20 protein-coding genes and 14 tRNA genes are annotated in these 25410 nt (G+C 46.0%); 10 read left to right on the top strand and 24 right to left on the bottom strand.

Annotated elements, in window-relative coordinates; genetic code table 11:
- Window positions 1–26: 26 nt before the first annotated feature.
- Window positions 27–212 carry a DUF2065 domain-containing protein gene (locus tag C1S74_RS12315; RefSeq protein WP_038872028.1) on the top strand — a complete coding sequence of 62 codons (186 nt, stop codon included), beginning with the start codon at window positions 27–29 and terminating at the stop codon, window positions 210–212.
- Between the two features lie 73 nt (window positions 213–285).
- Here the strand turns inward: C1S74_RS12315 and hflC are convergent, their stop codons facing one another.
- The 8 genes from hflC to tsaE all read right to left on the bottom strand — a co-directional run bounded on the left by hflC (window position 286) and on the right by tsaE (window position 9450).
- Window positions 286–1266 (bottom strand): protease modulator HflC, encoded by a 981-nt coding sequence (gene hflC, locus C1S74_RS12310; protein WP_045400870.1) that lies wholly within the window; start codon window positions 1264–1266, stop codon window positions 286–288.
- A gap of 2 nt (window positions 1267–1268) precedes the next feature.
- Window positions 1269–2474 (bottom strand): FtsH protease activity modulator HflK, encoded by a 1206-nt coding sequence (gene hflK / locus C1S74_RS12305; protein ID WP_038872033.1) that lies wholly within the window; start codon window positions 2472–2474, stop codon window positions 1269–1271.
- A gap of 45 nt (window positions 2475–2519) precedes the next feature.
- Window positions 2520–3809: a ribosome rescue GTPase HflX gene (gene hflX, locus C1S74_RS12300; protein WP_045400868.1), complete on the bottom strand. Its 1290-nt coding sequence runs from the start codon at window positions 3807–3809 to the stop codon at window positions 2520–2522.
- A 38-nt stretch (window positions 3810–3847) separates the two neighbouring features.
- Window positions 3848–4111 carry an RNA chaperone Hfq gene (hfq, locus tag C1S74_RS12295; protein WP_005438329.1) on the bottom strand — a complete coding sequence of 88 codons (264 nt, stop codon included), beginning with the start codon at window positions 4109–4111 and terminating at the stop codon, window positions 3848–3850.
- A 193-nt stretch (window positions 4112–4304) separates the two neighbouring features.
- Complete coding sequence (miaA, locus tag C1S74_RS12290; RefSeq protein ID WP_038872037.1) at window positions 4305–5237, bottom strand: tRNA (adenosine(37)-N6)-dimethylallyltransferase MiaA; 933 nt, start codon at window positions 5235–5237, stop codon at window positions 4305–4307.
- Window positions 5234–7252 carry a DNA mismatch repair endonuclease MutL gene (gene mutL / locus C1S74_RS12285; RefSeq protein ID WP_045400866.1) on the bottom strand — a complete coding sequence of 673 codons (2019 nt, stop codon included), beginning with the start codon at window positions 7250–7252 and terminating at the stop codon, window positions 5234–5236. The genes miaA and mutL overlap by 4 nt, the downstream gene beginning before the upstream one ends.
- 18 nt (window positions 7253–7270) lie before the next feature.
- Window positions 7271–8992 carry a LysM peptidoglycan-binding domain-containing protein gene (locus C1S74_RS12280; protein WP_045400865.1) on the bottom strand — a complete coding sequence of 574 codons (1722 nt, stop codon included), beginning with the start codon at window positions 8990–8992 and terminating at the stop codon, window positions 7271–7273.
- The gene (gene tsaE, locus C1S74_RS12275) at window positions 8986–9450 is read right to left on the bottom strand and encodes a tRNA (adenosine(37)-N6)-threonylcarbamoyltransferase complex ATPase subunit type 1 TsaE (RefSeq protein WP_038872042.1); all 465 of its coding nucleotides are present in this window, start codon (window positions 9448–9450) and stop codon (window positions 8986–8988) included. Before tsaE ends, C1S74_RS12280 begins: the two co-directional genes overlap by 7 nt.
- A 297-nt stretch (window positions 9451–9747) precedes the next feature.
- Between tsaE and queG the strand changes: the two genes are divergently transcribed.
- The gene (queG, locus tag C1S74_RS12270) at window positions 9748–10875 is read left to right on the top strand and encodes a tRNA epoxyqueuosine(34) reductase QueG (RefSeq protein ID WP_038872045.1); all 1128 of its coding nucleotides are present in this window, start codon (window positions 9748–9750) and stop codon (window positions 10873–10875) included.
- A 606-nt stretch (window positions 10876–11481) separates the two neighbouring features.
- On the opposite strand, the gene C1S74_RS12265 is transcribed toward queG, so the two are convergent.
- The 15 genes from C1S74_RS12265 to orn form a co-directional block, all read right to left on the bottom strand.
- A tRNA-Met gene (locus C1S74_RS12265) sits at window positions 11482–11558 on the bottom strand.
- 34 nt (window positions 11559–11592) lie between these two features.
- Window positions 11593–11668: transfer RNA gene (locus C1S74_RS12260), tRNA-Gly, on the bottom strand.
- A gap of 51 nt (window positions 11669–11719) precedes the next feature.
- Window positions 11720–11795, bottom strand: a tRNA-Gly gene (locus C1S74_RS12255).
- A 51-nt stretch (window positions 11796–11846) separates the two neighbouring features.
- Window positions 11847–11922: transfer RNA gene (locus C1S74_RS12250), tRNA-Gly, on the bottom strand.
- A 53-nt stretch (window positions 11923–11975) separates the two neighbouring features.
- Window positions 11976–12052, bottom strand: a tRNA-Met gene (locus C1S74_RS12245).
- Window positions 12053–12091: 39 nt separating this feature from the next.
- Window positions 12092–12167 (bottom strand) — tRNA-Gly (locus C1S74_RS12240).
- Window positions 12168–12272: 105 nt separating this feature from the next.
- Window positions 12273–12349: transfer RNA gene (locus tag C1S74_RS12235), tRNA-Met, on the bottom strand.
- A 39-nt stretch (window positions 12350–12388) separates the two neighbouring features.
- Window positions 12389–12464: transfer RNA gene (locus tag C1S74_RS12230), tRNA-Gly, on the bottom strand.
- Window positions 12465–12517: 53 nt separating this feature from the next.
- Window positions 12518–12594, bottom strand: a tRNA-Met gene (locus C1S74_RS12225).
- Between the two features lie 39 nt (window positions 12595–12633).
- A tRNA-Gly gene (locus C1S74_RS12220) sits at window positions 12634–12709 on the bottom strand.
- A gap of 105 nt (window positions 12710–12814) precedes the next feature.
- Window positions 12815–12891, bottom strand: a tRNA-Met gene (locus tag C1S74_RS12215).
- A gap of 39 nt (window positions 12892–12930) precedes the next feature.
- Window positions 12931–13006: transfer RNA gene (locus C1S74_RS12210), tRNA-Gly, on the bottom strand.
- Window positions 13007–13059: 53 nt separating this feature from the next.
- A tRNA-Met gene (locus C1S74_RS12205) sits at window positions 13060–13136 on the bottom strand.
- Window positions 13137–13175: 39 nt separating this feature from the next.
- A tRNA-Gly gene (locus C1S74_RS12200) sits at window positions 13176–13251 on the bottom strand.
- Between the two features lie 156 nt (window positions 13252–13407).
- A complete protein-coding gene (gene orn, locus C1S74_RS12195; RefSeq protein ID WP_045399667.1) occupies window positions 13408–13953 on the bottom strand; it encodes an oligoribonuclease in 546 nt (181 codons plus the stop codon).
- 129 nt (window positions 13954–14082) lie between these two features.
- Between orn and rsgA the strand changes: the two genes are divergently transcribed.
- From rsgA to C1S74_RS12170, 5 genes are all read left to right on the top strand, one after another.
- Window positions 14083–15147, top strand: coding sequence for a small ribosomal subunit biogenesis GTPase RsgA (gene rsgA, locus C1S74_RS12190; protein ID WP_045399673.1), 1065 nt, complete (start codon window positions 14083–14085; stop codon window positions 15145–15147).
- Between the two features lie 116 nt (window positions 15148–15263).
- Window positions 15264–16121: an archaetidylserine decarboxylase gene (asd, locus tag C1S74_RS12185; RefSeq protein ID WP_045399664.1), complete on the top strand. Its 858-nt coding sequence runs from the start codon at window positions 15264–15266 to the stop codon at window positions 16119–16121.
- A 176-nt stretch (window positions 16122–16297) separates the two neighbouring features.
- Complete coding sequence (locus C1S74_RS12180; protein ID WP_045399661.1) at window positions 16298–17713, top strand: SLC13 family permease; 1416 nt, start codon at window positions 16298–16300, stop codon at window positions 17711–17713.
- A 278-nt stretch (window positions 17714–17991) separates the two neighbouring features.
- Window positions 17992–19872, top strand: coding sequence for a methyl-accepting chemotaxis protein (locus tag C1S74_RS12175; RefSeq protein WP_045399658.1), 1881 nt, complete (start codon window positions 17992–17994; stop codon window positions 19870–19872).
- A 122-nt stretch (window positions 19873–19994) separates the two neighbouring features.
- On the top strand, window positions 19995–20882 hold the full coding sequence (locus tag C1S74_RS12170; RefSeq protein WP_045399655.1) for a DMT family transporter: 888 nt from the start codon (window positions 19995–19997) through the stop codon (window positions 20880–20882).
- Between the two features lie 96 nt (window positions 20883–20978).
- Here the strand turns inward: C1S74_RS12170 and gpmM are convergent, their stop codons facing one another.
- Complete coding sequence (gene gpmM, locus C1S74_RS12165) at window positions 20979–22511, bottom strand: 2,3-bisphosphoglycerate-independent phosphoglycerate mutase (protein WP_038871026.1); 1533 nt, start codon at window positions 22509–22511, stop codon at window positions 20979–20981.
- 486 nt (window positions 22512–22997) lie between these two features.
- Between gpmM and C1S74_RS12160 the strand changes: the two genes are divergently transcribed.
- The 3 genes from C1S74_RS12160 (at window position 22998) to gpsA (ending at window position 25341) form a co-directional block, all read left to right on the top strand.
- On the top strand, window positions 22998–23432 hold the full coding sequence (locus C1S74_RS12160) for a rhodanese-like domain-containing protein (RefSeq protein ID WP_038871024.1): 435 nt from the start codon (window positions 22998–23000) through the stop codon (window positions 23430–23432).
- Between the two features lie 206 nt (window positions 23433–23638).
- A complete protein-coding gene (gene secB, locus C1S74_RS12155) occupies window positions 23639–24103 on the top strand; it encodes a protein-export chaperone SecB (protein WP_005530940.1) in 465 nt (154 codons plus the stop codon).
- 200 nt (window positions 24104–24303) lie between these two features.
- On the top strand, window positions 24304–25341 hold the full coding sequence (gene gpsA / locus C1S74_RS12150) for an NAD(P)H-dependent glycerol-3-phosphate dehydrogenase (protein ID WP_045399647.1): 1038 nt from the start codon (window positions 24304–24306) through the stop codon (window positions 25339–25341).
- Window positions 25342–25410 lie beyond the last annotated feature (69 nt).

Below are 25410 nucleotides of genomic sequence, written 5' to 3'. Positions count from 1 at the left end.
CTTTCTTAAATCCACAAGGAATCGCAATGTCTGAGTCTATTTGGCTGGCTATCGGGCTGGTTTTGATTGTAGAAGGAATTGGACCACTGATTGCCCCAAACGGTTGGCGTAACATGGTGGCTCAGTTGAGTGACCAACCAGATAACCAGTTGCGTCGGATTGGTGGCTGTCTGGTCGTCGCCGGAGCGGTCATCGCGATAATGATGAGTTAAGCCGCCAGCGCTTATTTTCCAGCAGATATAAAAAAGGCTCCATATAGGAGCCTTTTGTCGTTTAGCAATTCGCTTATTCGGCTTTTGCGCCTTTCGCGTTATTCATGTACTGGAAGAACTCACTCTTCGGATCAAGTACAAGAATGTCATTCTTAGAGCTGAACGATTTCTCGTAAGCTTTTAGAGAACGAAGGAAGCTGAAGAACTCAGGATCTTTGTTGTAAGCATTCGCATAGATCTTCGCAGCTTCTGCATCCGCCTCACCTCGTGTTACACGAGCTGTTTTGTCTGCTTCTGCAAGAATTGTTGCCACTTCAAGCTCAGCTTGTGCACGGATAACTTCGGCTTTCTCACGACCTTGAGAACGGTGCTTACGAGCTACCGACTCACGTTCTGCACGCATACGACGGTAGATTGATTCACTGATCTCATCTGGTAGGTTGATCTTCTTCATACGGAAGTCAACGATGCGAACACCCAAATCTTTCATTGCGCTGTCGCGTGTGTCTTTCAACACTTCAGACATGATTAGGTCACGTTCACCATCGATTTCCAATGCTTCACGAGCCGCTTCAGTACTTACTTCCTCGCTGCTTGCATCTTCTGGAAGTACGTCGTTGTTACGTGGACCAGATACGATTTGCTTGATTTCACGAGCACCGATTTCTGCACGTAGTACGTCTGTTACCTTACGCTCAAGAAGCGCTTCAGCAGTCAGCGTATTGCCGCCACCTGTTGCTAGGTAGTAACGACCGAAATCTTCGATACGCCACTTCACGTAGGTATCAATGATTACGTCTTTTTTCTCAGACGTTACGAAACGGTCAGCACGGCCATCCATTGTTTGGATACGCGCATCTAGTGTTTTCACGCGGTCAAACAAAGGCATTTTGAAGTGCAGGCCCGGCTCGTAAATACGAGTGATGTCGTTGTTGTCTTTCAAGACACGACCAAATCGAACCACAATACCGCGGTCACCTTCAGGAATCACGAACAGTGACATCAGCATTAATGCCAGAGCGATTACCAGTACAGGGATCATTAACTTACGCATTCTTAGTATCTCCCTTGACGTGTACCCGTTGAACGAGACTGCGTGTTCGAAGTGTCTTCTTGAGTACGCTCAGATTCAAGTTGAATGTGGTCGTATGTTGAAGTCGATTTCGATTTACGTTTAGAGTCTGATTGACCATCTTGGCCTGCCAATTTATCAATTGGAAGGTAAAGAAGGTTGCCGCTGGATTCAGAGTCAATCAGCACTTTCGATGTGCTTGAGTAAACTTCTTCCATTGCGTCAATGTACAGACGATCTCGAGTTACGCCAGGAGCCGCTAGGTATTCAGGCAGTAGTTTTTCGAACTGAGCCACTTGACCAAGCGCTTCGTTCGTCACACGCTCGTTGTAACCTTGTGCTTCTTTCTTCAAACGCTCTGCTCGACCTGTTGCCTTCGGCAAGATTTCGTTTTTGTAAGCCTCTGCTTCACGGATGAAACGCTCTTCATCCTCACGTGCCGCAATTGCATCATCGAACGCATCTTTCACTTGCTCTGGTGGACGTGCAGACTGGAAGTTCACATCTACAATCACGATGCCCATATCGTAGCTATCGATGATTTGATTCAGTGTTTCTTGCGTTGTTTGACGTATTTGCTGACGACCACTGGTTAGGATGCTATCCATCAGTGAGTCACCAATTACTGCACGCAGAGCTGAGTCGGTTGCTTGACGCAAACTGTCATCAGCATTCGTTACGCGGTATAGATATTTGTATGGGTCAGCAACACGGTATTGAACGTCCATCGCTACTGTTACTACGTTTTCATCTTTAGTCAGCATTAGACCTGATGCACGTAGTGAACGAATCGCTTGTACGTTAACCGCTTCGTATTCATCAATGAAACGAGGACGCCAGTTCAGACCTGGGTCTACGATACGGTCGTATTTACCTAAACGCAGTACGACACCGCGCTCTGCTTCACCGATGGTGTAAAAGCCAGCGAAGAACCATACAGCAATCGCGATAACTGCAATGACACCAAAGCCAATCGCACTACCACCACCGCCGATAGGTGAACCACCGCCGCCGCCTTTTTTACCAAATTTGCCACCCAGCTTTTGACTCAGTTTGCTGAACACTTCATCTAAATCTGGCGGACCTTGATCTCGGCCACCAGGACGCTGGCCACCACGATTATTATTACCCCAAGGGTCATTATCGCGGCCATTGTTGCCGTTGTTATTTCCAGGCTCATTCCACGCCATTAGAAAGCTCCATCATTTGATATGACGTTATACTGTAGCAGTCCTTTAAGTGACTATAAAGTCGACTAAAACTGCCCCTTCTCTTTTTTCAAGTCTAGACCAATCTACCTGTTGCATTCGAATATCGATCAACAAGTTACCTTCCTGGTCATACTCCTCACGTTGAATACACTTCATTTGGAAGAATGTACTACGGAATCGTCCTTGATACTGTGGAGGAATTCGCAACTGATGCTCAACCATTTGCGACGCCAAACGTTCTGTCAGCGCATCAAATAGGAGATCAATGCCCAATCCATCCATCGCAGAAACCCAGACCGCTCGAGGCACGCCTTCCTCATCACGTTCAATACGAGGATTTTGCTCTTCTAGATTGTCAATCTTGTTCATTACTACGAGCGTCGGCACTTCATGTGCGTCGATCTCTTCTAATACTTCATGAACAGCTTGAATATTCTCACGAAAACGCTCGTCACTGGCATCAACAACATGTAACAAAATGTCAGCTTCTTGCGTTTCCTGCAAGGTTGCTTTGAAGGCAGCAACCAAATCATGTGGTAAATGTCGGATAAATCCAACGGTATCTGCAAGAATTGCAGGCCCCACATCGTCTAACTCTATCTTACGTAAAGTTGGGTCAAGAGTAGCAAATAATTGATCTGCCGCGTAAACGCCAGCTTCTGTAATGTGGTTGAAGAGTGTCGACTTACCCGCGTTGGTGTAACCCACAAGAGAAATCGTTGGGATTTCTGCTCGATTTCGGGCGCGGCGCCCTTGTTCACGCTGCTTCGCAACTTTTTCGAGACGGCGAAGGATAGCTTTAATTCTGTCACGCAATAATCGACGGTCAGTCTCTAACTGAGTTTCCCCCGGCCCACGTAGACCGATGCCGCCTTTCTGCCTTTCAAGGTGCGTCCAACCACGAATCAAACGAGTAGAAATATGACGAAGTTGGGCTAGCTCTACTTGCAGCTTACCTTCGTGTGTTCGTGCTCGTTGAGCAAAGATATCGAGGATGAGACCAGTGCGGTCGAGGACTCGACATTTGCACAGTGCTTCGAGGTTACGTTCTTGGGCAGGAGAGAGGGAGTGATTAAAAATCACAATTTCAGCACCAGTTAATTGTACCGCAGTAGCAATTTCTTGTGCCTTACCCTCTCCGACATAGTATTTCGGGTGTGGGGATTGACGACTGCCAGTTACAACTTGCAGTGCCTCTACCCCAGCGGAAGAAACCAGCATTTCAAACTCAGCCAGATCTTCCCATTCACCTTCTTGCGTGAAGTTGATATGAACAAGTACGGCTCGCTCACCGGATTCATAACGGTCAAACAAGCAATCAACTCCTTATTTTAGCAATACTAAATGAAGAATTAATCTTCAGATTTCTCTTGTGGACGATCACCTTGAGGACGATCACCACTGTGGTGGCTCACTGGACGAGCCGGAACAACGGTAGAGATTGCGTGCTTGTACACCATTTGATTTACAGTGTTTTTCAGCAGGATCACGAATTGATCGAAAGATTCGATCTGACCTTGTAGTTTAATACCGTTCACAAGGTAGATAGATACCGGGATACGCTCACGACGTAGCGCATTTAGGAATGGGTCTTGTAGAGATTGCCCCTTAGCCATTTTATTTTCCTTATTTAATTTGTAGTTGTAATTATTTAGCTAGTGGTGCAATGCAAAAGGTACTGCTTTTTGCATCTGAGCTAAACGAATCAAAATGCACCCTAAGTAATTAGCAGCATAGTATAAAAACCGCCAATAACAGATCCTTTGAGAGTGCGATCACGCAAAAACGATCACATTATACACAGCTATCTCAATCAGATGCTATTGCTTCTGACATGGTTTCGAGTGCTTGTTCAATGTTGTCGCTATCCAACCAAGTTAAATCATTCCAGCTGCGTAACCAGGTGATTTGACGCTTGGCCAATTGACGAGTTGCACATACGCCACGAAATACAGCTTCATCACGAGTGCACTCCCCGTCTAAATACTCCCACATCTGTCTGTAACCAACACAACGTATTGATGGAAGATCAGGGTGAAGATCGTCACGCGCATACAACGCTTTCATTTCTTCTTCAAAACCTGCTTCCATCATCTTCTCGAAGCGCAGCTCAATTCGACGGTGAAGTTCTGCCCTGTCCATGGGAGCTATTGCAAACTGTTTGACTCGATAAGGTAAGCTATCACCTTTAGTTTGAGTCAACTCAGTAAGAGTTTTACCTGAAATGCGGAAAACTTCCAACGCCCTCGATAAACGCTGAGGATCGTTTGGATGGATTCTCGCAGCTGATACAGGATCAATCTCTTTCAGCTCATCGTGCAACACTGACCAACCTTTAGTCAATGCTTCTTGCTCAATTTGCTGACGAATTTCAGGATTTGCAGCAGGAAGAGGTGATAGGCCTTCAAGTAATGCTTTGTAATACAGCATGGTACCGCCGACTAAGAGCGGAATTTTCCCTTCTGCAACAATGTCATCCATTGCTTGTAAGGCATCACGACGAAAGTCTGCCGCTGAGTAAGATTCACTAGGATCTAAGATATCAATAAGACGATGCGGCGCTAGGCTCAGCTCGCGTTCATCAGGTTTAGCCGTACCAATATTCATGTCTTTGTAGATCAATGCGGAATCGACGCTAATGATCTCAACCGGATATTTTTGGCGTAGGCGAATGGCGAGCTCTGTTTTACCTGATGCAGTTGGTCCCATCAAAAAGAGGGCCAAAGGTAGTTTGTCTGTCATGGCTTTAATTTGGCAATCGAGGCAGAGAAATCAACAGCAGACACAAAATGGGTGTCTTCCAATGGCAATTGACCATGTCTTAGCTGTTCAAGTTCCGCAATAATTTGAATGGCTTCAGAGAGAGTATAGTGGCTCTTAACCGTTGTGACTTGCAACGCAAGCCAATCAATCAGCTCAGATAACAGCGACGTCGTTGCCATCTCTCCCGTCAAGCGAGTTTGCGCGTAAGATAACAGATCTGGTATCAGATTTTGTAAGTTTTGTTGGCGCAACGGGGCCGGTACTCCCATGACCATCAACGCTTTATCATTTCGTGATTTTAGCTGGATACCAAGCTGAGCAAAATCTTGCTGATAATCTTGTGCTAATTGAACCAAGCTCGATTCCAACTTGATCGATAATGGTACCAGTAACGGTTGAGCTTTTAACGCTCCGTCACTTGGTGTGAGCTGACCTTTGGTCCGATAAAACTCCGCTCTTGGCAACGCGACCAAAGCTGCGCCACTGTCGCTGCTCATCAACACATACTGTTCGTCCACCACGGCTAAAGCTTTGCTAAGTGCCGTAACGGGAGAGAGTTCTGTCTCTGTTGATACGCTTACCGCCTCTCTGATCGTTTCAGTTTGAGGCTCAAAGTCTGGCGTTTGAAGCAATTCATGATAAGCACGCACTTCTTGTTTACTTGGCGCAGGCTCTGCATGACGTTGTTCTCTGTTAGAACTTGGTTTAGGCGCAGGTTTTGATTCAACCCAATCTGTTCGTCTGAAAGAATCCGCCGGACGTGCTTCTCGCACAGAAGAATCACTTGGTGCCCTATCGCGAGGTTTCGTTTCATAGTCTGAACGCCCCGGATAAGCTGGAGTGTTATCAATCGCTTGATAGACATGCTCTGGCACAGGAGAATTCACAGGCTCTGGTGCGCTGACTGGTTCTTGATTTTCCGTGCTTGCCTCAAAAGATTCAACAGGGTCGGCATGGTGGAACGCGGATTCGTTGACGTGAGGTTTATCAATCACCGAGCTTTGCGCAAGCGCATCTGCCAAAGCTTGATAGATAAAGTCATGCACTAAGCGGGCTTGATGGAAACGCACTTCATGCTTGGCTGGATGCACGTTCACATCCACTTGGTGCGGGTCCAGTTCAATAAACAACACATACGCAGCAAACTGATCTGGCTTAAGGCTGGTTTCATAGCTTTGGCGAATCGCATGATTGATCAACTTGTCACGCATCATTCGCCCATTCACATAACAGTACTGCAAATCGCTTTGCTGTCTTGCCCCCTCCGGCGTCGTGATCCAGCCGTGAAGCTTCAACCCTTGATGCTCCAGTTCAATACGCAGCATATTACGCACAAAGGCGTTACCACATACCGCCGCAATACGCTTTTCAGTTTGCAGTTGGTTCTTTGCCGCGCGGTATTGACGGATCATTTTGCCGTTGTGGCGTACGTTGATGGTAACGTCAAAGCGGCTCAGTGCGATACGCTTCAAAAGCTCATCAATGTGTGCGAATTCCGTCTTTTCAGTTCTAAGGAATTTGCGACGTGCCGGCGTATTGAAAAATAGGTCTAATACTTCAACCGAGGTGCCTATCGGATGTGCAGTCGGTTGGAGCTTAACTTGCATATCTCGACCTTCAGAGTAAGCACTCCACGCTTGTTCTTGTGCTGCTGGGCGAGAAGTCATGGTAAGGCGCGAGACCGAGCTGATACTCGCTAACGCCTCACCACGGAAACCCAGACTCATGATGGCTTCAAGATCGTCCAATGTGTGGATCTTAGAGGTGGCATGACGACTGAGCGCCAGACCTAACTCATCTTTAACAATCCCTTTGCCGTTATCGCGCACGCGAATTAGCTTGGCGCCACCTTTTTCGATATCGATATCGATTCGAGTCGCGCCAGAGTCGAGACTGTTTTCTACCAGTTCTTTCACGACAGAAGCGGGTCTTTCAACCACTTCTCCTGCCGCGATTTGGTTTGCCAACCGAGCTGGCAAAATCTTAATGGTCATGATGAGTTATAAGCTCACTTATTTGTTTGGAATGATCAGTACCTGTCCTACGGCAAGCTCGTCAGAACGCAGGTTGTTTGCTTTACGAATGCTTGAGACGCTAACGCCATACTTCGATGCAATCTTACCTAGGTATTCACCACGAGCAACTTTGTGCTTGCGGATTGGCTTGTCTTTCACTGCGACAGTGATTTTCAGCTTCTGACCGACCCAAACCGTGTCTGATTTCAGATTATTTTCACGACGAATATCGGCAATCTTCACTTTGTAATGACTGGCGATCTTACCGAGGAACTCACCTGATTTAACCGTGTGTGTGATTGTCTCAGTTTCCACCGTATTAGGTTTATTTGGAATCGAGATAGAAACCGCACCAGAGCCCGGAATCTTCAACTTCTGACCGACCGCCAAACCACTAGATTTAAGTTTATTCGCACTCATGATGGCTTTGGTCGACGTTCCGTATTTTTGCGCAATCACAGATAAAGACTCACCTCGCTTTACCGTGTGAACAGCAGACTTCGATGAAGAAGAGAACACCGTACCTTCTGGTGGATTATCTTTTAAGTACTGAACAACGGCTTTAGTGATCGCACGCGCTAACTTGTCTTGGTGAGCACGTTGGAACAATAACTTCTCTTCCGTTGGGTTCGAGATAAAGCCGGTTTCAACCAGTACTGAAGGGATCTGTGGAGAGCGTAAAACCGCAAGACTGGTATTGATTGGTTTTGAGTTATGCAAACGAGCGACTTTGCCCATTTCCCCCAAAATACTCGTCGCCAACTTGTAACCTTCTTTCTGAGAATGGCTGAACTGAAGGTCTAACAATGTCTGGTTAACATTGCGGTCATTGGTGTTACTGACAAACGCAGTACCAGAGCCACCTAGGATCTCAGACTGTTTCTCGTGGTTTTCAACCCAACGAGAAATTTCTGTGTTTGCTCGGCGTGTATTCAAAACGAAGACAGAGCCACCGCGTGGTTTTGGTGAAGTAAAGGCATCCGCGTGAATTGAGATCAACAGATGAGCATCATTTTCACGTGCAATCGCAACACGACGGTTCAAGTTAACGAAGTAATCTCCGGTACGCGTCATGCGAGTTTTGATACCCGGAACGGCATTGAGTTGCACCGACAGTTTACGAGAAATACTCAGTACCGCATCTTTTTCGTATTTACGACGAGATGGGCCAATAGAGCCAGGATCTTCACCGCCATGACCAGGGTCGATCACAATCAAAATTTCTTGAGCGCGCTGTACCGTGCTCATGTCTTTGTTGGTCGTTGTTGGCTTATTTGGCTTAGCCGCTGGTGTCGCTGTCTTTTTGCCATGTGGCAGGTCAATGACGAGACGATGACCATATTGACCACCCGGTGTCGGGCTGAGCGTAAACAACTCGGCTTTAACACCTTTTTTCAACTCAAACACCAAACGGTAAGTGTTTTTATTAGGCGGAGAGCTTTTGCGCACTCGCTTCAACACTGGACTATCCGTCACAGTGACAGGCAACTTCGCTTGCATTGATGTGTTTTTGAGATCCACAACAAGGCGATCCGGCCCAGATAGAGAGAAATAGGAATAGTCAGCTTCCGCGCTTAAATCGATGACGACACGAGTCTCATCAGGTGAAGGCCATACTCGGAAACTTTTAACAACGTTAGCAAACGCTAAATTGGGGATGATAAGGAGAAAAGTGGCAACTAACGCTGCCACTGCTCTAAATTTTGAAAGACTCAACATAGCTCCAATTGACTGAGTAACTGCACACCATATTCATTATTCGCCGTTAATTCGGCTACACGCTGCTCGCCTTGGTAACGAATGTCCACATCAAGATCTGGCTGTGGCAGCAATCCTTGCCCTTTTTCTGGCCATTCAACTAAGCAAATCGCATCATCAGTGAAATAATCACGAATCCCCATGAACTCAAGTTCTTCAGGATCCGCAAGACGATAAAGGTCAAAGTGATAAACTTGCCACTTATCCAACTGATAAGGTTCAACCAAAGTATAGGTTGGACTTTTTACATTGCCTTGATGACCAAGAGCACGGACAAAACCACGACTAAATGTTGTTTTACCCGCACCCAGATCCCCGTGTAGATAAATAGTGGTTTGTTGAGAACAAAGCTGAGCCAATGCGGTACCAAGTGCTACCGTTTCATGCTCATCTTTAAGATTAAATTGTTTCGTGCTCATTGATGTATCTCTAACTAATGATCGTTGACTATATAAAAATCAAAAGAACAGGAATAGTAAACTGTGTTGGTTTTGAGAGACAAGCTCTCAAATGTCATATATGCGAAAAAAGTAGTCAAAAAGACAAATCCTAATTCCCTGATTCTATTGAATGCATAAACAGATTTGGTCACATCAAAGTCAACAGTCGATGACTTTGTTTCAAAATCTATTTCTCGACTTTATGTCTAGACTTTCTGGTAGCACCAATAAGTAAGATCCGGTAAGATCCGCCCCCCTTTATCTCGGTGATAAAACATGAACTTCGAACAACTCGCTCAACAAATCAAAATTTGGGGTAAAGAGCTCGGCTTTCAGAAAGTCGGTATCTGCGATGTTGATCTTAGTGAACATGAGGCGGCTCTGCAAAAATGGCTTGATGCTGGCTATCACGGTTCAATGGATTGGATGGCCCGTCATGGCATGATGCGCGCAAGACCAGATGAACTTTTGCCGGGAACCGTACGCGTAATAAGCGTACGCATGAACTACCTACCTCCGGAAGCCCACTTCGCCTCCAACTTAGCTAACAAGAATCACGCATACATTAGTCGTTATGCGCTTGGACGCGATTATCACAAGCTAGTAAGAAAGCAACTGAATAAGCTTGGCAAGCTTATCGAACAAGAAGTAGGACAGTATGGCTACCGTCCATTTGTCGATTCTGCTCCTATCTTAGAAAGACCTCTTGCTCAGAAAGCGGGTCTAGGCTGGACAGGCAAACATTCACTTATCTTAGATAAAGACTGTGGATCTTGGTTCTTTCTTGGCGAATTGCTGATTGACCTGCCATTGCCAGTAGATGAACCAAGCGTCGATCAATGTGACAAATGTAAAGCATGCATTACTTCCTGCCCGACTCAAGCAATCGTTGAGGATAAGGTAGTGGATGCACGTCGCTGCATCTCTTATCTCACCATCGAATTTGATGGCGTGATTCCTGAAGAGTTCCGTAAGCCAATAGGCAACCGAATTTATGGTTGCGATGACTGCCAATTAGTCTGCCCTTGGAATCGATACGCAGAACTAACGGAACAAGAAGACTTTCATCGCCGAGACAGTTTTGAAGAACCTGATTTACTGACAATGTTTCATTGGGATGAAGCGACCTTCCTTAAACAAATGGAGGGATCGGCGATTCGTCGAATTGGTCATGTTCAATGGCTGCGTAATATTTCTGTCGCACTTGGCAATGCAGAATATAGTCAACAAATCATCGAAGCACTGGAAAACAGACGTGGCGAAAGTGAATTGCTTGATGAACATATCGAATGGGCATTGACGCAACAAATTAATCAGCTTCCGACCAATGAGTCCGACTCGGTAGAAACGAAGAAAAAGCGGTTAATCCGGATTGTCGAAAAAGGCCTACCAAGAGACGCATAAATGCGTAGCTCATATGCAAGAGATTGAAAACATTTTTTGCCCGATCAATTCATGACCTTGTTCTCAATTCTGTAATGTGGAAAAAAATAAGAGTATTGAGAGAAAATAGGTTATAGAAAAAAGTTAAACACAACCTAAAGAAATGATTAGGATCAAAAAAACACAAAGTAATGATCCAAATTTAACGCACCCGATCCGCAATAAAAGTACCTTTTCCCATACATAACAACAACTTAAGCGTTTAATGAAAAGTTTAGCCGCTGTCAGATTTGGAAAAGATCTTTCTTTACAACCTTTAAACCCCAAGCAGAAAACACTTTATCAACCAACTTATCCACAGAACGATATATGTGGATAACTCTGTTAATTAAAGATGTGAAAACGCCCCGAACACCAGAATATTCATTGGTCAGCCGTCTCGTCTCATGTTTAAAACACAAACGAAATCGTCCGACATCATTCGATGCGGATTAAAGTTTTATTTTTCAGGGATTGATGCTTCTCAGCATTATGAAAAGAGCGATGTGGCTGGCTGTAACCTCTATTGCAAATAGAGTTACATTCATCGATGGTTTGAGTGAGTGACTAAAACTATCGCTTGAAAATTGGTTGCGGGAGCCGGATTTGAACCGACGACCTTCGGGTTATGAGCCCGACGAGCTACCAAGCTGCTCCATCCCGCGTCCGTATATTATCGATTAATACGATAATAGAAACTGGAGCGACACACGAGGTTCGAACTCGTGACCTCAACCTTGGCAAGGTTGCGCTCTACCAACTGAGCTAGTGTCGCAATGTCACTGTTAAGCACAATGAGGGCTTATTCCACATTTCAAAAAGAAAGTGGAGCGACACACGAGGTTCGAACTCGTGACCTCAACCTTGGCAAGGTTGCGCTCTACCAACTGAGCTAGTGTCGCAATGTCATTGTTAAGCACAATGAGGGCTTATTCCACATTTCAGAAAGAAAGTGGAGCGACACACGAGGTTCGAACTCGTGACCTCAACCTTGGCAAGGTTGCGCTCTACCAACTGAGCTAGTGTCGCATCTCTTAACGGCCTGAATATCATTAAAAATGACCTTCAAACTGCTTTAGATTTGGTTGCGGGAGCCGGATTTGAACCGACGACCTTCGGGTTATGAGCCCGACGAGCTACCAGGCTGCTCCATCCCGCGTCCGTATTTCACCGTTAGGTACGATGAAGACCTTAAAATTGGAGCGACACACGAGGTTCGAACTCGTGACCTCAACCTTGGCAAGGTTGCGCTCTACCAACTGAGCTAGTGTCGCATATTCTCAAGAGAGAATTGGTTGCGGAGCCGGGATTTGATCCGGGTGGCGCATCCGTCGACGGCCTGAGGGTTATGACAAATAACGATCAAACTGTCTTGAATTTGGTTGCGGGAGCCGGATTTGAACCGACGACCTTCGGGTTATGAGCCCGACGAGCTACCAAGCTGCTCCATCCCGCGTCCGTATTTCATCGTTAGGTACGATGAAGACCTTCAAATTGGAGCGACACACGAGGTTCGAACTCGTGACCTCAACCTTGGCAAGGTTGCGCTCTACCAACTGAGCTAGTGTCGCATCTCTTAACGGCCTGAATATCATTAAAAATGACCTTCAAACTGCTTTAGATTTGGTTGCGGGAGCCGGATTTGAACCGACGACCTTCGGGTTATGAGCCCGACGAGCTACCAAGCTGCTCCATCCCGCGTCCGTATTTCACCGTTAGGTACGATGAAGACCTTCAAATTGGAGCGACACACGAGGTTCGAACTCGTGACCTCAACCTTGGCAAGGTTGCGCTCTACCAACTGAGCTAGTGTCGCATATTCTCAAGAGAGAATTGGCTGCGGAGCCGGGATTTGATCCGGGCGGCGCATCCGTCGACGGCCTGAGGGTTATGATAAATAACGATCAAACTGTCTTGAATTTGGTTGCGGGAGCCGGATTTGAACCGACGACCTTCGGGTTATGAGCCCGACGAGCTACCAGGCTGCTCCATCCCGCGTCCGTATTTCATCGTTAGGTACGATGAAGACCTTCAAATTGGAGCGACACACGAGGTTCGAACTCGTGACCTCAACCTTGGCAAGGTTGCGCTCTACCAACTGAGCTAGTGTCGCATCTCTTAACGGCCTGAATATCATTAAAAATGACCTTCAAACTGCTTTAGATTTGGTTGCGGGAGCCGGATTTGAACCGACGACCTTCGGGTTATGAGCCCGACGAGCTACCAAGCTGCTCCATCCCGCGTCCGTATTTCACCGTTAGGTACGATGAAGACCTTCAAACTGGAGCGACACACGAGGTTCGAACTCGTGACCTCAACCTTGGCAAGGTTGCGCTCTACCAACTGAGCTAGTGTCGCATCAACAACGTTTCCGTCGTTCAGGGCTGCGAATTATAAGAGCATTTTTTTGTGATGCAAGTCCTTCGTTCAAAAAAACTTTATTTTTTTACTGACCGACGAAAAAGCAAGCAAAACGTTCACGAAATACAACAATTTGGATCGCAGCCTTAACAGTTAGATCTTAAAGATCGTTTCGCGGTAGTACTTTAGCTCAGTAATCGACTCACGGATGTCGTCTAACGCTAAGTGTGTACCTTGCTTAGAGAAGCCATTTAACACTTCAGGTTGCCAGCGACGAGTTAACTCTTTAAGCGTGCTCACGTCTAGGTAACGATAATGGAAATATTCTTCGAGCTCTGGCATGTGTTTGTACAAGAAACGGCGATCTTGACCAATACTGTTACCACAAATTGGTGAGACACCCTTTGGAACCCATTTTTCTAGGAATTCGATGGTTTGTGCAACAGCATCTTGCTCTGAAATATCACTATTACGGACACGCTCAACCAATCCGCTTGATGTGTGCGTATTGGTACACCAGTCATCCATCTTAGCCAGCTCTTCTTCTGGTTGATGAACAGCGAGTACCGGCCCTTCAGCCAAAATGTTCAGCTCGCTATCGGTAACGATAGAAGCAATTTCAATGATTTTATGCGTTTCAGGATCAAGGCCCGTCATCTCTAAATCAACCCAAATTAGGTTTTGATCGCTAAAGGACATGGTTACGCCGCCTATTTGTTTATCGATAAAAGAGGTACTATACCTGAAAATACTTGAAACACGATACTCACTCGCTTGAACCCTTTGTTGGTTCAATCACTTGAGCGAACTCACACTAAGTACAAAATTGTGGCAAAAAAGAAAAAGTTAACCAAAGGTCAGGTGCGACGCGTACGCAGCAACCAACAAAAGCGCCTAAAAAAGCAAGAAGACTCAATCCAATGGGATGAGCACATGCTTGGCGCAAGTAAGCAAGGCTTGGTCATTACTCGCTTCGGCCAACATGCTGACATCGAAGATCTTGAGACGGGTGAAGTTCAACGTTGCAACCTTCGTCGCGGCATTGAATCCCTAGTATCGGGTGACCGCGTGTTGTGGCGTGAAGGTTTAGAATCCATGGCTGGTATCTCAGGTGTTGTAGAAGCAGTAGAACCTCGTACATCGGTACTTACTCGTCCAGATTACTACGATGGCTTAAAACCTGTGGCCGCAAATATTGATCAAATGATCATTGTGTCTTCGGTTCTACCGGAACTGTCATTGAACATTATTGACCGCTACTTGGTTGCTTCAGAGACACTTAACATTGCGCCATTGCTGGTTCTGAACAAAATCGACCTGTTGTCAGACGAAGAGCGTGCAACTTATGAAAGTTGGTTGGAAGAATACCAACGCATTGGTTACAAAGTTCTATTTGTGAGCAAGAAATCGGGTGAAGGCATTAATGAACTTGAAGCCTTGCTAGGCGACCGAATCAATATCTTCGTTGGCCAATCAGGTGTTGGTAAATCCAGCCTCGTGAATGCTCTAATGCCAGAGCTTGAACAAGAAGTGGAAGAAGGCGAAGTCTCTGAGAACTCAGGGCTCGGTCAACATACAACGACTGCGGCACGTCTATACCATATTCCCACCGGCGGTGAACTCATTGACTCTCCTGGGGTTCGTGAATTTGGCCTTTGGCACTTAGAAGCGGAAGAGGTTACCAAAGCATTTGTTGAATTCCGCCCTTATCTTGGTGGCTGTAAGTTCCGTGACTGTAAGCACAACGACGATCCAGGCTGTATATTGCGTGAAGCTGTAGAGAAAGGTGATGTGAGCAAAGTTCGCTTTGAAAACTACCATCGCATCCTAGAAAGCATGAGCGAAAACAAAGCCAACCGTCAGTACTCACGCAGCAAGAAAGCGGATCTGTAACTGAGTTAAGACTGCAACTGTGTAAGAAAACATCACCTAATACTGACAAGCAGATGAAATTTCAGTAACATCACGCGCCCTAAAGCGAGAATCTAACAGAAGTATCGGAATTAAAGATGGACAAGATTAAAGTTGGACTGCAGTACTGGATCCCACAACACGGCCTAACGCGTCTAGTGGGTAAACTGGCTTCAGCTAAAGCTGGCGGTCTAACAACAGCAATCATTCGTTGGTTTATCAAACAATACAATGTGAACATGGATGAGGCGAAACACTCCGATCCAAAACACTTCAAAACGTTCAACGAGTTCTTTGTACGTGAGCTAAAAGAAGGCGCACGTCCAATCGCAGAAGGTGAAGCGGTGATCACTCACCCAGCAGATGCTTGTGTTAGCCAGTTTGGCCCAATTGAAGACGGCCAACTGATTCAAGCAAAAGGTCATAACTTCTCAGCTCAAGAACTGCTTGGCGGTGATGAAACACTAGCGGAAGAGTTCCAAGATGGTACTTTTGCAACGCTATACCTCTCACCTAGTGATTACCACCGTGTACACATGCCATGTGACGGCACGCTGCGTCAGATGATTTATGTACCTGGCGACCTGTTCTCGGTAAACCCACTAACGGCAGAGAACGTACCAAACCTATTCGCACGTAACGAGCGCGTAGTGTGTATCTTCGATACTGAGTTTGGTCCAATGGCACAAGTACTGGTTGGTGCAACCATCGTAGGCAGCATTGAGCAAGTATGGGCTGGCACTGTTACGCCACCACGCGGTAATACTGTTTACAAATGGGATTACCCTGCAGAAGGTAACAAAGCCGTTATCTTGAAAAAAGGCGAAGAAATGGGCCGCTTCAAGCTTGGCTCAACGGTTATCAACCTATTCGCTAAAGATGCCATCACATTCGATGAGAGCATGGAAAACGGTAAACCAACAGTAATGGGTACACCTTACGCGCACCAGCAGTAAGGCTTCCGTACAAAATGATTTTAGAGGCCTCCGCTCGCGGGGGCTTTTTTATTGACGAAAAGCAAAACTCTGTTCGAAATTTAGTCTCACTTTTTCAAACTCATACTTGCCTCTAAGACCCTAAAAGCACAATCAATTATTCTGTGGTTAGGGATGATTATTTGAAGGGGCAACCAATGCCAAAGATGAGTGCGAATACACTGGTCAAGTTACTGGTGTGTTTTTTGATTCCGCTCGGTGTTTTAATGATGCCGATTGATGCTATACCAATAGACGACCTCACGTTAATTCAGCACCGTCTGCTGGCGATTTTCCTTCTCGCTGCGCTGCTATGGGTTTTAGAGCCTGTCCCCGTTTTTGCCACTTCAATTCTTATCATCGCACTGGAATTGATCATGATATCGGATAAAGGCTTACACTTATTTCGTAACCCACCAGCGGGGCATGATTTGGGGGAATTGATCGCTTACACGGACATCTTCTCCGCTTTCTCTTCTCCTATCATCATCCTTTTCATGGGGGGCTTCGCACTCGCTATTGCTGCCTCTAAATACGAGCTTGATAACAACCTTGCTCGTGTACTGCTAAAGCCGTTCGGCACTCAGCCTAAGTTCATCATGTTGGGCTTAATGCTGATTACCGCCGTGTTCTCGATGTTCATGTCTAATACGGCGACCACTGTCATGATGCTCGCATTATTAGGCCCAATTGTAGCATCGGCACCGAAAGGCGATTTAGGCATTAAAGCCCTCGTATTGTGCATTCCAATTGCCGCGAATACTGGTGGTATTGCAACGCCAATCGGTACACCGCCCAACGCGATTGCCTTGCAATACTTAACCGGAGAAAACAGCATCGACTTCCTATCTTGGATGATGATGGGATTACCTTTCGTCTTGGTGCAACTAACGCTGGCCTGGTTCTTATTACAAAAGCTCTTCCCTTCTAGTGAACCAGAGATGAAGCTGCGTCTGGATGGCAAGTTCAAGAAGAGTTGGCGTGCGATCGTGGTTTACGTCACCTTCGCCATGACTATCCTGCTGTGGATGACGACAAAAGTGCATGGCATGAATACGTATGTGGTCGCCATTATTCCACTCGCGGTATTCACTTTAACGGGCATCATGGGCAAAGAAGAACTTAAGCTAATAAACTGGGATGTGCTGTGGTTGGTTGCCGGTGGTATCGCCATTGGTATTGCCCTAGACAAAACTGGCTTGGCAGAAGCGCTGGCTCACGCCATTGACTATGAGTCCCTTTCTCCATTCTCTGTCGTCATCGCACTATCGATTGTGTGTTGGTTAATGGCGAACTTTATGTCCAATACCGCGACAGCGAACTTATTGATGCCAATCGCAGCCGCCATTGGCGCCTCCATGCCAAGTCTTGTTGCTATCGGTGGTTTGCAAGGGCTATTAGTTGTGGTCGCGTTCTCTGCTTCACTCGGTATGATTTTGCCCGTCTCTACACCACCAAACTCTCTCGCCTACTCTACTGGTTTAATTGAGAGTAAAGACATGGCGAAAGTCGGTTTAATCATCGGGGTGATTGGGCTCTTTATCGTTTATGGTGCGGTACTTATTATCTTTTGATCATCACTCTCTGCGGTAGTGCAATCTGCCGCAGAGTCCTCTGCTCTTTCCCCACAGGCCCACAACATTCAAGTTAACTCTTATTTCACTACAATAAATTCATACCTATAAACAATATGTTGAATAAAAATCACACTATTTAGCTTAAGTTTATCGGCTATATGTCGATAAATTATCTGCAGCCTTTCATGTAACTTTCCGTGCTTGAATCGTCTCATACCCATTGGTGTCACCACTTGTGACGTTGATCTTTTTGTCTGTTTTATGAAGGTAAGGCAATGAGAAATACAATTAAGTTAAAAATCCAGATTGCGATTGCAGTCATTATCGCCATTGTTAGTGGCGTTCAAGCTTGGGTTTCCGTCAATCAATTGCGCGAAGAAACCACGTCTACTCTTAACCGAGAAATTCAAAATATTTCTCAATCAACCAACCGTTACATTAGTGACTGGCTCTCGATTCGTAGCGATATGATGCTGGCGAACGAAGATATTATTGCAAGCTCTGACGATGCAGACCGAGAGATGCTACTTACCAAGCGTGCCGGTAAGTTCTTATCGGTTTATGCTGGATTTTCTGATGGTTCTATCGCGTATGGCGATAAAAGTGAATCATGGCCAGCCGATTACGACCCTCGAACCCGCCCTTGGTATCAAGATGCGATGAGTAAGTCAGGCCTAATTATTACAGAGCCATACCAAGACTTTGATGGCAGCATTGTTGTCAGCTTCGCTAAAGCATTCAACCAAAGCAATCGTGGTGTTCTTGCCGCAGACTTAGCAGTAACCGATATCATCAAAGAAGTACTGAATATCCAATTAGATAATGATGGCTTTGCATTTTTGGTGGATGGCAATAACAACTTAGTGGCTTACAAAGATGAGAAATTAAGTCAAAAACCACTGACTGAACTTAACCCTACATTAACGCACAGCGTGATGATGAATCTCGCAGGCGATACAAAGTTAGATACCATTCAATGGCCAAATCAGGGTGATAAGCTAATTTACGTAGCCAACGTACCCAATACCGACTGGTCTTTAGGAATCGTGCAAGACAAGCAAATGGCGTTTGCTTCTGTCTCTGAGCAGGTAACATTCACCGCGATTGCCTCTATCGTATTGTACTTGATTATTGCAGCGATCAGCACTTACATCATCACGCGCTTACTCCAACCACTTCAAACGCTCTCAGATGCGCTTTCTGAGCTATCGCAAGGAGAGGGGGACTTAACCCAACGCATCAAGATTGAACGCATGGATGAGATTGGCGAACTTGCAACGCATGTAAACCAATTCCTCGCACAAATGCAAACCATGCTAAAAGGCATCGTTGAAAACAGTGAGCAACTATCGGCGCAAGCGAATCAAGCGAATGAACTGTCAGCGATGGCGGCAGGTCGCGTTGAGCATCAGCAGAACGATGTTAACCAAATTGCCACAGCGATTCATGAGATGTCAGCAACCGCAGCAGAAGTCGCAAGCCATGCAGAATTGACTGCCAGCGCTTCACAAAACTCTGCATCAGCTTGTATGGACGGACAAAATGTTATCCAGAAGAACCGTGAAGCGATTGTCGAGTTAGCAGAACAAGTGAGCGATGCCGCCAACGTGATTTCTGAGTTGGAAGCGAATACGCAAAGCATCAACCAAATCCTATCGACCATCCAAGGCATTGCAGAGCAAACCAACTTGTTGGCACTCAATGCCGCAATTGAAGCCGCACGTGCTGGTGAACAAGGTCGTGGCTTTGCCGTGGTTGCTGATGAAGTACGCGTATTGAGCCAACGCACTCATGGGTCAACGGAAGAAATCCGTACCATGATCGAAACACTGCAAAACAACACTAAACTGGCAGTCAATAGCATGCAAACCAGCACCAGTTTGGCGGATACCAGCGTGGATTATGCTCAGCAGGCGCACGATAGCCTAACCAGCATCACCAACTCCATCACTGAGATCAACGACATGGCAATGCAAATCGCAAGCGCAGCAGAAGAGCAACGTGCGGTGAGCGAAGACATCAGTCGCAACACGCAAGGCATCAAAGACGATGCGGACATGATTGCCGAACAATCACTCAAGAGCAGTGACGGCGCACGTCAGATGTACGATACCGCCAATACAATGCGTGAGAACATCAGTCGCTTTAAGGTCTAAAGCCACCATAAAAAGCAGCTCAACGAGCTGCTTTTTTATTGGCATTAAGATGCTCTTTTACATCGCTATAAATTCGTGCATATTAAAACCTCACCCCTGCTCTACAAGGATGTTTCGCAATCATGGGTTATGAATGGTTGGCGCTGTGCGCTGCTTTCCTATGGGCTATTTCTAGCTTAATTTCTGTTGTTCCCGCCCAACATCTCGGTGCTTTTTCCTATAGCCGATGGCGTATGGGTTGTACAGCCGTCATCCTATCCAGTATGGCTTGGTCCACCGGAGGTTGGTTAAGTGTGACAACAGAACACATTACGCCAATGATGGCATCCGGTTTGATTGGTATTTTTATTGGTGATACGGCGTTATTCGCTTGCTTGAACCGCATGGGACCACGCCAAGCAGGCTTGCTGTTTTCTTGTCATGCCGTCTTCTCTGCCATTTTAGGTTACTTCCTATTTAGCGAAAGCATGACTGGAATGGAGCTGATTGGTGCAGCCTTAGTTTTTAGCGGTGTCGTGATGGCGATTTTCTACGGCCGACGCGGACAAGCTAGTAATACGCTAGAAGAAATCAAAGGTAATGTTTGGATAGGTGTCGGACTAGGTTTAACTGCCGCTATGTGTCAGGCGCTTGGTGGTATCATTGCTAAACCAGTCATGCAAACGAGTGTCGATCCAGTCGCCGCTTCTGCGATTCGTATGATCAGTGCCTTCGTCGCGCATTGCGCGCTTTGGTTGATTGGCGCGAAGGTAGCTCGTGCGAGTCAAACTATCACCTGGAAAGTTTTTGGCATCACTGCATTAAACGGTTTCTTGGCCATGGCAGTGGGTATGACGTTGATTCTCTATGCCCTACGTGAGGGAAATGTCGGAATGGTGGCTCTGCTTTCTTCAACAACACCAATCATGTTGCTGCCGCTGTTGTGGGTTTACACCAAGAAACGTCCAAATCGCTTTGCCTGGTTTGGCGCAGCCTTAGCCGTAATTGGTACTGGTATCTTAGTGCGATAACGCGCCGACCGCCAATCTATATCTAAACACCAACCCTAAGACACAAAAAAGCCCGAGCTGGACTCGGGCTTTTATCATTTTTGTCTTCGCAGTTAATTACTTAACTAGGATTTGACCAGACATTTCTGCAGGAATTTCTAGACCCGCTAGAGAAAGCATTGTTGGTGCAAGGTCAGACAGTTTACCGCCTTCTTTGAACTCAACCGCTTTGTCACCTACGTAGATTAGAGGTACTGGTAGGTTAGTGTGTGCAGTGTGAATGCCGCCCGTTGTTGGGTCAATCATCATTTCCGCGTTACCGTGGTCCGCAGTGATCAGTAGCTGACCACCAACTTCTTTGATTGCTTCAACCACTTTACCTACGCTTTCATCTAGTGCTTCGATAGCTTGCTCAGCCGCTTCGTAAACGCCAGTGTGACCAACCATATCTGCGTTCGGGTAGTTACAAATGATAGTGTCGAATTTGCCAGATTTGATCGCTGCGACCATTTTCTCAGTTAGCTCTGGAGAGCTCATCTCTGGTTGCATGTCGTAAGTTGCTACTTTTGGAGAAGCAACAAGTTGACGCTCTTCACCTTCAAATTCGTTCTCAACACCACCGTTGAAGAAGAATGTAACGTGTGCGTACTTCTCTGTTTCAGAGATACGTAGCTGAGTTTGACCTTGCTTAGATAGCCACTCACCATACGTGTTTTCTAGAGACGCAGGTGGGAAAGCAATAGCTAGTGGGATATCAGCTGCGTATTGAGTCAGCATCACGAAGTTGATCGCTGGGAACGCCGCACGCTCGAAGCCATCAAATGCAGGAACGAATGCACGAGTGATTTGACGTGCACGGTCAGCACGATAGTTCATGAAGATAACAGCGTCGCCATCTTGCATGATTGCATCTTCTTGGCCTTCAGCTTTGATCGCTGTTGCTTTAACAAACTCGTCGTTTTCTTCACGAGCGTAAGCCGCTTCTAGACCAGCAACTGCTGTTTCTGCTGTGAACTCAGCTTTTGCTTGAGTCAGAAGATCGTATGCAACTTGAACGCGATCCCAGTTGTTGTCACGGTCCATTGCGTAGTAACGACCCACTAGAGAAGCAACACGGCCTTTACCTAGTTTCGCAAATAGGTCTTGGAAACGTTGTAGTGAGTTTTCAGCACTACGTGGTGGCGTGTCACGGCCGTCTAGGAAGCAGTGTAGGTAAATTTTCTCAGCGCCACGAGCAGCTGCCATTTCAACTGCTGCGTAGATGTGATCTTCGTGAGAGTGAACACCACCTGGAGACATAAGGCCCATTAGGTGTACCGCTTTACCAGCTTCAACTGCAGAATCGATAGCTTCAACTAGCGCTGCTGTCTCAGCAAACTCACCGTCAGCGATAGACTTAGTGATACGAGTTAGATCTTGGTATACAACGCGACCTGCACCGATGTTGGTATGACCAACTTCTGAGTTACCCATTTGACCATCAGGAAGACCAACGTCCATACCTGAAGCAGAGATTAGAGTGTTAGGGTTATTCGCAATCAGTGCATCCATTACTGGTGTTTTAGCATTTGCAATTGCGTTACTTGCTGTGTCTTCACGGTAACCGTAACCGTCAAGGATAACTAGAGCCAATGGCTTCTTAGCAGACATAGTGATGACCTCATCAAATTTAAGTAACTTTCGGCGTAGAGCTTCATTGCTCCATCTAACCTTGAAACAAAACTAGCGTAATTTTACTACACTTTTTAACCAAAACTGTAGGTTAAGATCAAATAATGTTTGCGATTTATTGTTGCTATCTTACAAGTTAGCAAGCAATCCGACCTAGTCAGCAAACGTGTTCCACAAGCATAGTCACTTTCAAGATGCTTTGTACGACCACCGAAATACTTTGGTGAAAAACTTTTTGTTGATAACTATTTTGCGCTTTTCAATGTAGAAGTGAAGTCAATTACACCAATTAGATTGATAGGAAGAAGTGATACTAAGATTGCACGAATAGCACATTAGAAAAGGCTTGAGGCAAGCGCGTAGATCTCAATTATTCGTTAGAAAATTTTAACCCTCTCGCCTAAGGCGACTAACCCCGCTATACTCCTGCTTTATTTTTCCGCCAACATTGCAAGAGCTCAAGACATGCAAGAGTACATTGATTTTTTCCAACAGAACATGATTCTATCTTTGGTTTGGGTAGGTCTTCTTGTCGCATTCATAATGAACATCGTGAAGTCAGCGACAGCCGCATACAAAGAGATTAACGTAAACCAACTGACTCACCTAATGAACCGTGAAAACGGCGTTGTGGTCGATATCCGCTCTAAAGATGAGTTCAAACAAGGCCATATCACCGACGCACTTCACATTTTACCGTCAGATATCAAAGCTGGTAACTTTGGTAGCCTTGAAAACCGTAAATCAGACCCAATCATTGTGGTATGCAAGACAGGCCAAACTGCTCAAGAAAGTGCAAACCTACTAGCTAAAGCAGGCTTCGAAAACGTAAGCCTACTGAAAAATGGCTTGATTGCATGGAGCGAAGCGAACTTACCGCTAGTACGTGGTAAAAAATAAGGTTCGCGGTAAAAATCCAATTTTGCCAAGCCTCGTTTATATAAACTGAGCAAATAGAAAGCAGTTGAAGCACTAAGTTGTGACGCTTTGCACGTAATACGCGCTTCATCTAGTCAATGTAGATTTGCTCAGTTAGTCTCAGGACAAACCATATTTCTGGGTTTAGATCGTTCTAGGCTCAACAAATGTTTATTAAGGATTTAAAAATGGCTGAAGCAGCACCACAAGACGCACAACAAAACTTCGCAATTCAACGCATCTTCCTAAAAGACGTTTCTTTTGAAGCGCCTAACTCTCCAGTAATGTTCCAAAAAGAGTGGAACCCAGACGTTAAACTAGACCTAGACACTCAAAGCCGTGAGCTTGGTGAAGGCGTTTACGAAGTAGTTCTACGTCTGACAGTTACTGTAAAGAACGAAGAAGAAACAGCGTTCCTATGTGAAGTTCAACAAGGTGGTATCTTCACAGCTGAGCAAATGGAAGCAGGCCAACTAGCACATTGCCTAGGCGCATTCTGCCCGAACATCCTATTCCCTTACGCTCGTGAAACTATCTCAAGCCTAGTGGTTAAAGGTACGTTCCCTCAACTGAACCTAGCGCCAGTTAACTTCGACGCGCTGTTCATGAACTACCTACAACAGCAAGCTCAACAAGGCGAAGCTGAAGCGTAATTCACGTTTTGTAAGTGACGTGTCATAGTAGATTCTAATTCGACACGGCATATACCTTAAGAAAATGCACAACGCGTCTAACCAGTGATGCAATGTGCATTTTTTATTTCTGAAAGATCCTAGTTCCTAGCCGCTAGAGAGCGTAAAATCTGGCGATTATGAACTAGATTCTATTAGTAGAGAGACAATTAGGCGGTAGCATGACACAAGCAAATACCAACAATGCTTACGGTAAAGACATCGCAATGACGGTGATTGGCGCAGGTTCATACGGCACTTCTTTGGCGATTTCCCTTGCTCGCAACGGTGCGAACGTGATTCTTTGGGGTCATGAGCCAGCACACATGGCTCGCCTTGAGGCAGATCGTGCCAACCATGAATTCTTACCTGGTATTGATTTCCCTGAAAGCTTGATTATTGAATCGGATTTAGAAAAAGCCGTTCAAGCAAGCCGTGACTTGTTAGTCGTCGTTCCTAGCCATGTCTTTGGCATCGTACTGAATAGCTGCAAGCCTTTCCTACGTGAAGATTCTCGTATTTGCTGGGCAACCAAAGGCCTAGAACCAGAAACAGGTCGTCTACTTAAAGAAGTGGCTTTCGACATTATTGGTGAGAGTTACTCTCTCGCGGTACTTTCAGGTCCTACTTTCGCAAAAGAACTTGCGATGGGCATGCCAACAGCCATCTCCGTTGCCTCTCCAGACTCAGATTTCGTTGCTGATCTGCAAGAAAAAATCCATTGCAGTAAAACTTTCCGTGTTTACGCAAACAACGACTTCATCGGCATGCAACTTGGCGGCGCCGTGAAAAACGTTATCGCCATTGGTGCAGGTATGTCTGACGGCATTGGTTTTGGTGCGAACGCACGTACGGCACTCATCACACGTGGCCTTGCGGAAATGAGCCGCCTTGGCGCTGCACTGGGCGCACAACCAGAGACCTTTATGGGCATGGCTGGTTTGGGTGATCTTGTATTGACTTGTACCGATAACCAATCACGTAACCGCCGTTTTGGTTTGGCACTAGGTAAAGGTAAAGATGTCGACACCGCTCAAGAAGAGATCGGCCAAGTGGTGGAAGGCTACCGTAACACGAAGGAAGTGTGGATGCTTTCTCAACGCATGGACGTTGAAATGCCAATTGTTGACCAAATTTATCAAGTATTGTATCAAGGGAAGGATGCACGCCTGGCAGCGCAAGATTTACTTGCTCGTGACAAAAAAGCCGAAGGAAAGTAGCACTCTACGTCCCTTTGCACCTCATCTGAGAAGAATAGAAGTTGTCGGGTCACGGAAGAACCACTCAGG

The organism is Vibrio hyugaensis, assembly GCF_002906655.1.
GTDB lineage: Bacteria > Pseudomonadota > Gammaproteobacteria > Enterobacterales > Vibrionaceae > Vibrio > Vibrio hyugaensis.
This window is presented reverse-complemented; position numbering and strand designations above follow the sequence as displayed.